Origin of the sequence: Rathayibacter sp. AY2B3 (assembly GCF_002931755.1) — a bacterium.
Taxonomy (GTDB): Bacteria; Actinomycetota; Actinomycetes; order Actinomycetales; family Microbacteriaceae; genus Rathayibacter.
The window spans coordinates 40,899-52,940 of the sequence record NZ_PSUG01000005.1 but is presented as its reverse complement, the minus strand read 5'-3'; the positions used below and the strand labels follow the sequence as shown (position 1 = coordinate 52,940).

Sequence of the window (12,042 nt, the reverse complement as noted above, 5' to 3'; positions counted from 1 at the left end):
TCCCGGTTCTCCCTTTGTCGTGCTTCGCCTCGACACAGGCGATCGCCGTATCGGATCTGCTGTCGCAATACCAGGCGTATGCGACGGTGCACAGCATTCATTCGACGGCCTACTCGCACCCCCGAAGGCGGGTATCGGCGCTCATACTAGCGGCGAACGTACCGCCGTCCGCCACCGCTGGAGGGACAGGATCGCGACACCCATCAGGAAGAAGATCGAGAGGATCAGGACAGTCATCCCGATGATGATCCGGTCCCCGCCGGAGAGTTCCGGGTCGAGGAACTCGTACACGTAGCGCGAGGTGAGAGCGCCCCGGACGAAGGTGTAGGCGAACCACAGGACGGGGAACACCATCACCGCCCAGACCAGCCGGAGGTCGACCGGGCGGGCGCCGGGGACGGCGAGCAGATCGACCAGCGCGAGCGCCGGCACGAGCACGTGCAGCACCACCGTGCTCGGGTTCAGCTGGGCCGGGTCGCCGAGAACGGTGGGCCCGTAGATCACCAGGAACAGGCCCGACATGCTCAGCAGCGTGGCGGTGTTGAGGGTGCGGATCGCGGTGACAGATCGCGACTCCCCGTGCGCCGCGGCGCTCCTCCTGCCCCCGGATCTCGCGGATCTCCAGGCGCTCCGGCCCGCGATCGCGAAGGCGGCCACCGAGAGGATGTTGGTCAGTGCGGTGACCGAGCTGAGGAAGTCGGCGGTCGCGTCGGTGCCCACCTGCGTCTGGGCGACCACGACCGCGTTGAGCACCACGACCGCCCCCAGCGCGGCGACGGCCCAGCGGACGAGTGCAGTGCGGCGTCGAGCTCTCATGGGGCCCTCTCCTCGGTGCGGCGGCCCTCGGGCCGGTACTCGTGGGCGTCCGGTGCAGGAGTCCGTTCGCTACAGTCGGGACGTCCACGAGAACCCATTCCCAGACAGGGGTCGAATGCCCGGCACAGGTTCGCACCGAGGATCCCTACGGGTCCTGCTCGATGGTAATTGGTGGATTCGCGGCCCGATCTCCAATCGTGAGGTCATGCGAGAGATCACCTTCTCCTGGGCGAGACTCTTTCCTGAGGATTCACTTGTCATTGCCGTCCCCCTGACGGGGGTGGAGACGGCGAGACGGGAATTAGCGGGACTCGCCCGGATAGTGCCGACAAGACTCCGGCCGCAGGGGATCAGCGCCGTTCTCGAACTCGCCCTTCTCTCTCTCCGGCTGCGTCCGGACATCACACTGGCGCACAACTTCACCCCCCTGACGGGGCGGTCCGCGGTGTTCATCCAGGACTTCCTCTTCCTCACGAATCCGGAGTGGTTCACCCGGAGGGAGCGCGCCTACTTCTCGCTCATGCCGCTCAGCGTCCGCCGCGCCGATGTGGTCATCGCGAGCAGCGTCGCGGAGTCGCGCCGCATCGTCCGCACGTCGGCCGCGACGAGCGCCGTGCCCGTCGGCCTCGGCCTCAACCGGGCGTTCGCCGCCGCGGAGCCCGTGGCGCCCGCCGGCGTCGACGGCCTCGACGGATTCCTCCTCGCCGTCGGCCGCCTCAACGCCCGCAAGAACCTCGCGACCACGATCGAGGCCGCTCTCGCCTCGGGGGTGCTCTCCCCCTCCTTCCCGCTCCTCGTCGTCGGCGAGGCCTCCGGCGTGCGCACCGAGTTCCCCCCGGCCGTGAGAGCCGCGCTCGACGACGGCTCGGTGCGCCTGCTCGGGCGGATCGAGACGGAGGAGCTGCGCTGGCTCTACGAGAACGCCGCGCTGTTCCTCTTCCTCACCCTCGACGAGGGCTTCGGCCTGCCGACCCTCGAGGCCCTGGCCTGCCGCACGCCGATCCTCGCCAGCGACATCCCCGTGTTCCGCGAGATCCTCGGCGAGCACGCCCGCCTGGTCGACCCGCGCGACGTGCCGGCGATCGCGGCGTCGATCCGCGAGCTCGTCGCCGACCCGCCGGAACAGCTCGATCCGGCTCCGGTGCTCGAGTACTACAGCTGGGACGCCGTGGTCGCCCGGCTGCGCGCCGCGATGGTGGCGGTGCTGCCGTGAGCGGGCCGTCCGTGTCGATCGTGATCGTCACCTACAACAGCATCGGCGTCATCCGCTCCTGCCTCGACGCGCTCGCCGGCCGCGACGAGAGCGTCGAGATCCTGGTGGTCGACAACCTCTCGCGCGACGAGACCGTCGCCGTGCTACGCGCCGAGTACCCGGACGTCCGGGTCGTCGAGAACACCGAGAACGCCGGATTCTCGCGGGCCGTCAACCTCGGCGCCGCCCACGCCACCGGCCGCCACCTGCTGCTGCTGAACCCGGACGCGCAGATCTCGGCGGAGGTCGTCGGCTCGCTCGCGTCACTCCTCGACAGCGATCCGACGATCGGCGCCGTCTCCCCCCTCCTCGAGAACGAGGGCGAGGACGTCGTGATCGTGGCCGCCGGCCACGCCCCCACGGTCCGCCGGATGCTCCTGCACCAGACCGGCCTCTCCCGCCTCGGCCGGCGCTTCCCCTCCTTCGAGGGCCACTACCTGTTCGCTGCCGACCTGCACGGCAGGCCGCGCGACGTCGACTGGGTGAGCGGCGGCTGCCTGATGATCCCGCTGGCCGTCTGGGACCGCATCGGCGGCCTCACCGACCGCTGGTTCATGTACGCCGAGGACGTCGAGATCTGCCTCCGCCTGCGCGCCGAGGGCCTGCGCGTGGTCCTGGATCCGCGCCTGCACGCCCTGCACGCGATGGGCGGCTCCTCGAGCGGCGTCGACGGCCGCGTCGGCACCGCCTGGATCGTGAACCTCTTCGACCTCTACGGCTGGCGGATGGCGCGCTCGGACCTGCAGCAGCAGTTCTGGCGGGCGGTCGTGCTCGCGGGCATGGCGTCGCGGATGCTGGTGTACCGGCTGTCCGGGCTGCGATCCGGGCGCGCCGCGGCGTCGGCCGGCCAGCTGCGGCGCTACGGGATCTACCTGCGCGCGCTGCGGGCCGCCCCGCTGACGCGCGACCGCGAGCCGCTCGCCTGACGACCCCGCTGCGCCCGGAGCTCCCCGCGCGCACCCCCGGCCCGCGATCGATCCGTCACGAACGGTCGCCTCCGGCCGCGCGTGGCGACCGTTCGTGGCGGATCGGATCCGGCACTCGCGGAGCGAGACGCGGCGGCGCGGTCGGCCGAAGGATGCGCGGGTGGCGCGCTGCGTGCGCCACAAGCCGGCCGGTCTCCGCAGGGGTGCGGCGCCCTGCGGTGGAACAGCCTTGTCCCCGACATGGCGTCAGCACTACGGTCGCGGGCATCACGTCCGCCGTCCTCGTGACCGCCGTCGGTGCGGGGCAGGAGGACCCGGTGGGCGTGATCCGGTGGGAAGCGACGGGCCTCGGGTCCACCGGCTCCCGCTCGGCGGATCACCTCGGCGGGGCCCGGATCGGAACGGCGATGAACGGACTCCTCCCGGCGCGGACGGCAGCGACCGGCGGCGTGGCTCCTCGCAGCCGGACGACCGCTCCCGGCCTCCGCTCATCGGCGCCTTTCTGATGTCGGAGGAGGAAGGGACTCGCCGCCTGCGCCCCTGGCTCCTGTTCGGGGCTGTCCTCGCCGCCGCACTCGTCGTCCTCTGGCTGCTGATGACCGCGTTCCCCGCGTCGTCGGACCGGCTCTTCCTGATCGGCAGCCCGATCCTCATCCTGGGCGCCGCGCTCGGAGCGAAAGGGCTGCAGCGGCGGGGTACCGGGCGGCGCGAGGAGGAGCCCTAACCGGGCCGGTGGCCGTCCTTCGGCGGCTCCCGCGACCGGGTGTGGCGCCCGGACGCGGTCTACGGACGCGCGATCCGGCAGCGGGCACGGAGAAGGGGGCGGCCGCCCCGGGTCGAGCCCGGAACCGCCGCCCCCTCCGTCGCCGCTACTCGCCGGTGCCGCGGTACGCCACCCGGAAGGTCTCCCGGGTCCCGTCCGGTGCGGTCGCCGTCACGCGGAACGAGCCCGACGGCACCCGCGAGAGGTGCGTGTCGACCGAGACCGTCTTCGTGCGGCCCGCCGCGAGCGAGGTGACCTTCAGCTCACCGAAGGCCGTCGGGATGCTGAGACGGACCGGCGTGCTCCCCTCGTTCGTCGTGGTGGCGGTCAGCACGACCGAGCCGCCGCGCTTCACGCCGGTGATCGTCACGTCGACGTCGACCCGGGTCGCCGGGGCGACGACGGTGACGGCGGGGAGGAGCCGGCTGACGCCTCCCGAGACCGCGGTGATCGAGACGGCACCCGTGCCGGGACCCGCCGTGGCCGCGGGGAGCGGAGCGGAGCCGTCGGCGCCGGTCGTCGCGGCCGCGGTCGTGCCTCCGTCGGCGAAGCGGGCCGGACCCTCGATCGTGTAGGCGACGTCCGCGCCCGCCACCGGCTCGCCGGCCGCGTTCGCCGCGGTGACTCCGAGGCCGATGATCGCCGCTCCGGTCTCGACGGTCTGCGCCGTGCCCGCGGGGGTCAGCGAGGCGACCGCCGCGGGGTCGGTGAACATCGACGGCGTGAGCGGAGTGACCGTCAGGCCCTCGAGGCGCGCCGTCCCTCCGGAGGAGAGGAGCGAGACTCCCGTGCTGCTCGGATCGGGGAAGACCTGGTCGGTGATCGTCGCGCGGCCGCCCTGCGCGAACGTCTCGACAGAGGCGTGATCGACGTAGAGCTCGAGGTGCAGCTTCCCGTCGTCGAGGGCCACCGGCGCGGTCTCGACCGACGGGAAGTCGGCGTCGAAGCCGACGTCGCCCGAGCGGGTGCGGTCGACGCTCAGCTGACCGGACGCGACGTCGTAGGTGATCGGCGTGCGCTGGGAGCCGTCAGCGGAGTTGCGGACCGAGAGTCCGAAGGAGTCCGCGTCCCCGGCGCCGAAGGTGGCGTCGAGCTTGTAGACGCTGCCCTCGGCCGCGGCCGGGAGTGCGGTCTCACCGTCGGCGATGTCCGTGGCGCCCAGCGTGAACGCCTCGTCGCCGCGCTCGAGGGCCGCGGTCTGATCGACGACCTTCTGCACGAGCTTCGGGGCGCCGTCGACGGTCTCGAGGGCGAGCTCGCGCGGGAGCGCCATCGCTCCCCGCCAGGTTCCGGTGGGGACGGCCTCGCCGTACTGCCAGTTGTTCATCCACGCGATCATGATCCGCTTGTCGTCGGGCGCGTTGTCGAAGGTGACTCCGGCGTAGTAGTCGCGGCCCCAGTCGAGCCAGTCGTAGTCGACGAGGCGGCTCTGCGCGGGCTCGCCGGACAGCATGAACTGGTCGGCGAGGACGTGGCCCCAGCCGGCGCGGTTGTTGTCGACGACCTGCAGGTGCGCCGTGCGGCCGGCGAGGTCGGCGACGTCCCAGCTCGTCCAGTCCAGCGACTCGCTGTCGCTGCCGGTCGCGGTGCGGACGATCTCCCCGTCGACGACGAGGTTCACGCTCGTCTCGTTCGAGCGGACCTGCGCCGGAGCGTCGGCGAGCACGATGTGGTCGACGGTGAGGTGGCCCCAGCCGCCGGTCGCGTCGTCGACGACGACGATCCGCGCCGCCTTCCCCTGGTAGGCCGAGACGTCCCAGCTCTTCCAGTTCAGGGCGCCGTCGTTCGTGCCGGCGGTGGTCTGCACGACCTCTCCGTCGACGACGAGCTGCACCTCGAGGGTCTGGGGGTCGCCCTCGGGGCGGAAGCCGCCGCCGACGAGCATGCTCACGTGGCTCCTGTCGATCGTGAACTCCGGCGAGGTCAGAGTGCCGAGGTTGTCGTCGCCCTTCGGTCCGCCGTCGAAGGTGTTGATCCGCTTCTGGCCGAGGAAGAACTCGCCGCCGCTGGTCGAGGGGTTGGTGCCGCCGGCGAGGTCGCCGGTCACTGCCCAGCCGTTGTCCGCGAGGCCCTGCTGGTCCGGGAACTCGAAGCCGTCGAAGAGCAGCTCGCTCCCGGCGGGCGGGTCGTTGGCGAGCTGCGTGCCGTCGACGTGCGGGTGGTTCCCGCCGCCGACGAGGAAGTTCAGGTGGTCCTGGTCCACCGTGAAGTCGGGCGACTCCATCGAGCCGACCGGCCAGTCGCCGTCGTTGAACCCGTTGATCAGTCCCGTCCCGGCGAAGCCGGTGACGGTCTGCTGGCCGTCGATCGGCCCGGTGGCGGGAGTGGAGGCGAAGGGCCCGTTCTTCCAGTTCCCGGGCTCGTTGTCCACGGTCCAGCCGTTGTAGGTGCCGTCGTCGAAGCCGGCGAGGGTCGTGCCCTCGGGGAGGGTGTCGGAGCCGACGGTCGACTCCGAGGTGAACGTGGTGCCGTCGAAGTCGCCGACGAAGTACTGCCCGCCGGAGCCGCCGCCCACCGCTCCCGGGTTGAGGTTGACGACCATCACCCACTTGACGTTCGTGGGGTCGCCGTCGACCGCCAGCGGGAAGAGGTCGGGGCACTCCCAGACGCCGCCGGTCGCGTTCGCCGGGCCGAACTCGCTGAGCTCGGTCCAGTTCTTCAGGTCTGTCGACTTGTGGAGGAGGACCTTGTGGTCGTCCGCCTCGACCGTGACGACGACCCAGTAGGACGACTCCGGGGTGCCGCCGTCGTACCAGAACACGTGCGGGTCGCGGAAGTCGTTCTGGTCGCGGTCGATGACGGGGTTGCCGTCGTACTTCGTCCAGGTCTGCCCGGCGTCGGTGCTGTAGGCGAGGGCCTGCGCCTGCTCCCCCGTCTTGTAGGCCGCGGTGTACATCGCGACCAGCGGCGGGTTCTCGGCGGTGCCGAATCCGGAGGTGTTGTCCTTGTCGACGACGATCGAGCCGGAGAAGATGTCCGACTCCGCGTCACCCGGGATCGCGAGCGGCTGCTCGGTCCAGTGCGTGAGGTCGGTGCTGGTCGCGTGGCCCCAGCTCATGTTCCCCCAGCGCGTGCCCTGCGGGTTGTACTGGTAGTAGAGGTGGTAGACGCCCTCGTAGTAGACGAGACCGTTGGGGTCGTTCATCCAGTTCTTCGTCGGCGAGTAGTGGACGGCCGGTCGGTAGGTCTCGGCGGCCGCGTCGAGTGCCGCGGCGCGGTCGAGCGGAGCCGCGGAGACGGCGGGGACGGAGAGCCCGCCGCCGACGAGGCAGAGCGCGGCGGCGACGGCCACCAGGCCGCTGCGCCGGGGGAGCGAGCGATGAGGAGAAAGCACGGAAGAACGCCCTTCGTTGCGCGTGTCACGAGTGACAACGTTGTCAATTGCTGGGCAATCTACGGACTGTCCTCCGGACAATTCAAGAGAGGCCTGCGAGAAAGATCAGATCCCGTCCCACCGCTTCTCAGTCGGGGCAGGGCACCTCGCCGGAGCCGCGGGCGATCAGCTCGGTGGGGATCACGAACGTCTGCGCCGGGTCGTCCTCGCCGTCGAGGCGGAGGAACACCCGCTCGGCGGCCGTCCGCCCGATGACCGCGGGGTTCTGCGCGATGACCGAGACGGCGGGCTCGAGCAGCTCGGCCAGGGGGATGTCGTCGAAGCCGATCAGGGCGACCCTTCGGTGCGCGCCACGACGGCGGAGCGCGGCGAGCACGCCGATCGTGATCAGGTTCTGCCCGCCGACGATGGCGGTCGGCGGCACCTCGAGGTCGAGCAGAGCGGTCGCCATCTCCTCCGCCGCGTGCTCGTCGTGGGCGCCGTGGCGCACGTACGCGGGCGGCACCGGCAGGCCGAGGCGGCTCATCTCCTCGAGGAAGCCGCGCTCCCGCTCCTGCGCGGTGAAGATCTCGGGCCGGTCGCCGAGGAACGCGATGCGGCGATGCCCGAAGGAGGCGAGGTGGCCCACCGCGCGGGCGATGCCGGCGGCGTTGTCGGTGATCACCGCGTCCGCCGTGATGCCCGAGGGGATGCGGTCGACGAACACGGCGGGCGTGCCGCGGTCGACCTCGACGCCCAGGTAGGCCTGGCTGGGCGCGACCGTGGTCAGGATGAGCCCGTCGACGCGCCGCGAGACGAACGCGTTCACCGAGGAGCGCTCGCGGGCGGGGTCGTCGTCGAGGCTCGAGGCGAAGACCGCGACACCGCGCTCGTTCGCGAGATCCTCGACGGCACGGTGGAGAGCACCCGAGAAGGGGTTCGCCACGCTGCCGACCAGCAGGCCGAGGGTGTTGGTGCGCCCGTTGGAGCGGCGGAGGTTCCCGGCGTGCAGATCCGGCTGGTACTGCAGCTGCGAGGCGGCGGCCTGCACCCGCTCGATCGTGGCGGCCGACACGTTCGGCTCGCCGTTGATGACCCGGGAGACCGTCTTGATGCCCACGCCGGCCAGAGCGGCGACGTGCTTCATGGTCGGACGGCGGCCTGCACCGGCGCCGCTTCGATCTGACAACGATGTCACGGTCTGGTCTCGCTTTCTGGAGGATCGCTTGACCTTAGCGCCAGCAACCCGATAGACCTACCTCTGACATCGTTGTCGGGAGGCTGCTCCCGCCTTATGAACAGGACTTTCAATGACGAACCGTTCCCCTCGCCTCACCCGGTACATCGGCCTCGGCTCCGTCGCGATCCTCGCGGCCCTGGGCATGACCGCCTGCTCCAGCTCCGGTCCCGGCTCGTCCGACGCCGGCTCCACCGCCGGCAGCGGAGACGGCGTCGGCGTCACCCTCATCGTCAAGACGACGACGAACCCCTTCTTCGTCGCGATGGAGGACGGCGCCAAGGAGGCGGCCACCTCCGCCGGCGTGAACCTCACGCTCGCCGCGGGCAAGGAGGACGGCGACGAGGACACCCAGATCCAGGCCATCGAGAACGCGATCTCGAAGGGCGACAAGGGCATCCTGATCACCCCGAACGGCCCCTCCGTCGTCGACGCCATCCAGAAGGCGCGCGACGCCGGTCTCTTCGTGATCGCCCTCGACACCGCGCCCGACCCCGCCGACGCCGTCGACATCACCTTCGCCACCGACAACTTCAAGGCCGGCGAGGCCATCGGCGAGTGGACCGCCGCGCAGCTCGACGGGAAGAAGGCGACCATCGCGATGCTCGACCTCTTCGACGACAAGGTCGTCTCGGTCGACTACAACCGCGACCAGGGCTTCCTCACCGGCATGGGGATCGACGTCGCCGACGACCAGACCAACGGCGACGAGGCGAAGACCGGCAGCTACAGCGGCGGCGACTACGAGATCGTCGGCAACGAGGCCACTCAGGGCGCCGAGGACGGCGGCCGCACCGCCATGGAGACGCTCCTGTCCAAGAACCCCGACGTGAACGTCGTCTACACGATCAACGAGCCCGCCGCCTACGGCGCCTACCAGGCCCTCCAGGCCGCGGGCAAGGAGAAGGACGTCCTGCTCGTCTCGATCGACGGCGGCTGCGCCGGCGTGAAGAACGTCAAGGAGGGTCTCATCGGCGCCACCGCGCAGCAGTACCCGGTGAAGATGGCCCAGCTCGGCGTCGAGGCGATCGCCCAGCTCGCCGAGGACGGCACCAAGCCCAGCACCAGCGAGGGCCTCGACTTCTTCGACACCGGCTCGCAGCTGGTGACCGACACCCCCGTCGACGGCCTCGACAGCATCACCTCCGACGACGCCGCCGGGATCTGCTGGGGCGAGTAGCCCACCGCGGACGGGGCGCTCCGGCGCCCCGCCCTCCTCCTCCCGCTCCCAGCGACTCCAGAAAGGCCATCGTGGCTCAGAAGACCACCGACCCGAATCCGCCGACCTCCGCACTCGACCTCGCGAGCGAGTTCCTCGACCGCCGCACGCCGCTGGACCGCGTCCGCGGAGTCCTGCACCGCTATCCGGCCGTCAGCCCGGCGGTCGTCCTCGTCCTGGCGGTCATCGTCTTCGGGCTCCTGAACGACCGCTTCCTCGACCCGTCGAACCTCTCGCTCATCACGCAGCAGGTCGCGGTGGTCGGCACCCTCGCCGTCGCGCAGACGCTGATCATCCTCACCGCCGGCATCGACCTCTCGGTCGGCGCGGTCATGGTCCTCACCTCGATGGTCATCGCGCAGACCGCGACCGAGAACGGGCTCCCGGCGGTCGTCGCCCTGCTCCTGGGCCTGATCGTCGGCCTCGCGGCCGGCGCCTTCAACGGCCTGCTCGTGACGAAGCTCCGGCTCCCTCCGTTCATCGTCACCCTCGGCACGCTCAACATCTTCGTCGCGCTGACGCTCCTCTACTCGAGCGGCTCGACGGTCCGCGGCACCGACATGCCGGCCCTGCTGCCCTCCACCGGCGGCACCTTCGACATCCTCGGCGTCCGCATCAGCTACGGCGTCCTGCTGATGCTCCTCGTCTACATCGTGGTCGCGTTCATCCTCGGCAAGACCGCCTGGGGCCGGCACGTCTACGCGGTGGGCGACGACAAGGAGGCCGCCCGCCTGGCCGGCATCAGCGTGAACCGCGTCCTGATGAGCGTCTACCTCGCCGCCGGCGCGATCCTCGCCATCGGCGCATGGATCCAGATCGGCCGCACCAACGCGGCGAGCCCGAACGCCGGAGCCGACCTCAACCTCGACTCGATCACCGCGGTCGTCATCGGCGGCACCAGCCTCTTCGGCGGGCGCGGCACGGTCTGGGGCACGCTCCTCGGCGCCCTCATCGTCGGCGTCTTCCGCAACGGGCTCTCGCTCGCCGGGCTCGACGTCCTCTACCAGACGCTCGCTGTCGGCGTCCTCATCATCGTCGCCGTCTCGGTCGACCAGTGGATCCGGAAGGTTCGCAAGTGACCCTCATCGATGCCGCGGGCACCGCTCCCGCCGCCGCCCGCACCCCCGTCCTGCAGGCCAAGCGCCTCGTCAAGACCTTCGGCCGCGTGGTCGGGCTCGACGGCGTCAGCCTCGAGCTCTACCCCGGCGAGGTCCTCGCCATCATCGGCGACAACGGCGCCGGGAAGTCGACGCTGATCAAGTGCCTCACCGGCGCCGAGATCCCCGACGAGGGGGAGATCCTCCTCGACGGCCGCCCCGTCTCGTTCAAGCGCCCGCAGGACGCCCGCGGCGCCGGCATCGAGACGGTCTACCAGAACCTCGCCGTCTCCCCGGCGCTCGACGTCGCCTCGAACCTGTACCTCGGCCGCGAGAAGCGCAAGAAGGGGATCCTCGGCTCCGTCTTCCGGATGCTCGACACCGCCGGAATGCGCAAGGAGGCGCGCGCCGAGCTGACCGAGCTGGGCATCTCGACGCTCCAGGACGTCACGGTCCCGGTCGAGAACCTCTCCGGAGGACAGCGCCAGGCCGTGGCCGTCGCCCGCGCCGCCGCGTTCGGCTCGAAGGTCGTCGTCCTCGACGAGCCGACCGCCGCCCTCGGCGTCCGCGAGTCGAACCAGGTGCTGCAGCTCGTGCGCAACCTGCGCGACCGCGGCATCCCGGTCATCCTGATCAGCCACAACATGCCGCACGTCTTCGACGTGGCCGACCGGATCCACATCCAGCGCCTCGGCAAGAAGGCCGCGACGATCACCCCGCAGTCGCACTCGATGACCGACGCGGTCGCGATCATGACCGGGGCGGCGACGGCATGAGCGCCCGCATCCTCTACGCCGAGTTCACGGCGAAGCCCGGCCACGAGGAGACGGTCGCCGGCATGATCGCCGACCTCGCCGTCCTGGTCCGCCGGGAGCCGGGGAACGTCGAGTTCACGCCCTACCGCCGGGAGGACGATCCGGCCCGGTTCTTCGTCTACGAGGTCTACCGCGACGAGGACGCCTTCCAGGCGCACATCTCGGCCGACTACGGAGCCGAGTTCAACAGGGAGCTGGGCCCGCTGATCGTCGAGCCGCACTCGCAGCTCACCTGGCTCGTCGCGGTCTGATCCGCCGCAGAAGCGCACCGTCTCTCCGGGGGCGGTGCGCTTCCGCGTGCCTCGGCTTCTTCCACGCCGACGGGAGCGCCCTCGAGTCCCCCGGCAGCGACCGGATGGTCCGCGTCTCCCGCGAGGACCTGGCGGCCGTGCTGCACGCCGTGGGCGTGGCGGTCGGGGCCGAGAAGACCGCGAGCATCATCGGCGCCGTCCGCGGCTCGCTGATCGACACGCCCGTGACGGACGCCGCCACGGTGGCGGCGGCGGCCATCCTCGCCACCCTCTGAGCGCCGGCCGTCGCTCCCCACTGTCCAGAAGTCGTCGCACTCGACGCCGAATGCGACAACTCCTGGAGGGTCGAGGAG

11 protein-coding genes are annotated in these 12,042 nt (G+C 71.0%); 8 read left to right on the top strand and 3 right to left on the bottom strand.

Going from position 1 to position 12,042, the window contains the following annotated elements:
• Nucleotides 1–141: 141 nt before the first annotated feature.
• Nucleotides 142–816 carry a Pr6Pr family membrane protein gene (locus C5C24_RS17825; RefSeq protein WP_181135465.1) on the bottom strand — a complete coding sequence of 225 codons (675 nt, stop codon included), beginning with the start codon at nt 814–816 and terminating at the stop codon, nt 142–144.
• 445 nt (nt 817–1,261) lie between these two features.
• Between C5C24_RS17825 and C5C24_RS17820 the strand changes: the two genes are divergently transcribed.
• The 3 genes from C5C24_RS17820 to C5C24_RS02970 all read left to right on the top strand — a co-directional run bounded on the left by C5C24_RS17820 (nt 1,262) and on the right by C5C24_RS02970 (nt 3,718).
• Nucleotides 1,262–2,029, top strand: a complete 768-nt coding sequence (locus tag C5C24_RS17820; protein ID WP_181110129.1) for a glycosyltransferase family 1 protein — start codon at nt 1,262–1,264, stop codon at nt 2,027–2,029.
• On the top strand, nt 2,026–2,994 hold the full coding sequence (locus tag C5C24_RS02980; protein WP_181135464.1) for a glycosyltransferase family 2 protein: 969 nt from the start codon (nt 2,026–2,028) through the stop codon (nt 2,992–2,994). Before C5C24_RS17820 ends, C5C24_RS02980 begins: the two co-directional genes overlap by 4 nt.
• A gap of 505 nt (nt 2,995–3,499) precedes the next feature.
• The gene (locus C5C24_RS02970; protein WP_104281277.1) at nt 3,500–3,718 is read left to right on the top strand and encodes a hypothetical protein; all 219 of its coding nucleotides are present in this window, start codon (nt 3,500–3,502) and stop codon (nt 3,716–3,718) included.
• Between the two features lie 145 nt (nt 3,719–3,863).
• Here C5C24_RS02970 and C5C24_RS02965 read toward each other — a convergent pair whose 3' ends face one another.
• Together C5C24_RS02965 and C5C24_RS02960 are read right to left on the bottom strand one after the other, a co-directional pair.
• Nucleotides 3,864–7,091 (bottom strand): GH32 C-terminal domain-containing protein, encoded by a 3,228-nt coding sequence (locus tag C5C24_RS02965; RefSeq protein ID WP_258065026.1) that lies wholly within the window; start codon nt 7,089–7,091, stop codon nt 3,864–3,866.
• 127 nt (nt 7,092–7,218) lie between these two features.
• Nucleotides 7,219–8,217, bottom strand: a complete 999-nt coding sequence (locus tag C5C24_RS02960; protein ID WP_104275537.1) for a LacI family DNA-binding transcriptional regulator — start codon at nt 8,215–8,217, stop codon at nt 7,219–7,221.
• Nucleotides 8,218–8,380: 163 nt separating this feature from the next.
• Between C5C24_RS02960 and C5C24_RS02955 the strand changes: the two genes are divergently transcribed.
• From C5C24_RS02955 to C5C24_RS02935, 5 genes are all read left to right on the top strand, one after another.
• Nucleotides 8,381–9,487 carry a substrate-binding domain-containing protein gene (locus tag C5C24_RS02955; protein WP_104238959.1) on the top strand — a complete coding sequence of 369 codons (1,107 nt, stop codon included), beginning with the start codon at nt 8,381–8,383 and terminating at the stop codon, nt 9,485–9,487.
• 71 nt (nt 9,488–9,558) lie between these two features.
• Nucleotides 9,559–10,605, top strand: a complete 1,047-nt coding sequence (locus C5C24_RS02950; RefSeq protein ID WP_104275536.1) for an ABC transporter permease — start codon at nt 9,559–9,561, stop codon at nt 10,603–10,605.
• Nucleotides 10,602–11,399 (top strand): ATP-binding cassette domain-containing protein, encoded by a 798-nt coding sequence (locus C5C24_RS02945; RefSeq protein ID WP_104250284.1) that lies wholly within the window; start codon nt 10,602–10,604, stop codon nt 11,397–11,399. The genes C5C24_RS02950 and C5C24_RS02945 overlap by 4 nt, the downstream gene beginning before the upstream one ends.
• Entirely contained in the window at nt 11,396–11,689 is a 294-nt protein-coding gene (locus tag C5C24_RS02940; protein ID WP_104250283.1) for a putative quinol monooxygenase, read from the top strand. The genes C5C24_RS02945 and C5C24_RS02940 overlap by 4 nt, the downstream gene beginning before the upstream one ends.
• Nucleotides 11,671–11,964: a sugar-binding domain-containing protein gene (locus C5C24_RS02935; RefSeq protein WP_104304262.1), complete on the top strand. Its 294-nt coding sequence runs from the start codon at nt 11,671–11,673 to the stop codon at nt 11,962–11,964. The genes C5C24_RS02940 and C5C24_RS02935 overlap by 19 nt, the downstream gene beginning before the upstream one ends.
• Nucleotides 11,965–12,042 lie beyond the last annotated feature (78 nt).

Excerpts from the sequence above, each read along its gene's own strand:
- C5C24_RS17825 (WP_181135465.1), bottom strand. The coding sequence starts at position 816 with ATGAGAGCTCGACGCCGCACTGCACTCGTCCGCTGGGCCGTCGCCGCG.
- C5C24_RS02970 (WP_104281277.1), top strand. The coding sequence starts at position 3,500 with ATGTCGGAGGAGGAAGGGACTCGCCGCCTGCGCCCCTGGCTCCTGTTC.
- C5C24_RS02960 (WP_104275537.1), bottom strand. The coding sequence starts at position 8,217 with ATGAAGCACGTCGCCGCTCTGGCCGGCGTGGGCATCAAGACGGTCTCC.
- C5C24_RS02955 (WP_104238959.1), top strand. The coding sequence starts at position 8,381 with ATGACGAACCGTTCCCCTCGCCTCACCCGGTACATCGGCCTCGGCTCC.
- C5C24_RS02940 (WP_104250283.1), top strand. The coding sequence starts at position 11,396 with ATGAGCGCCCGCATCCTCTACGCCGAGTTCACGGCGAAGCCCGGCCAC.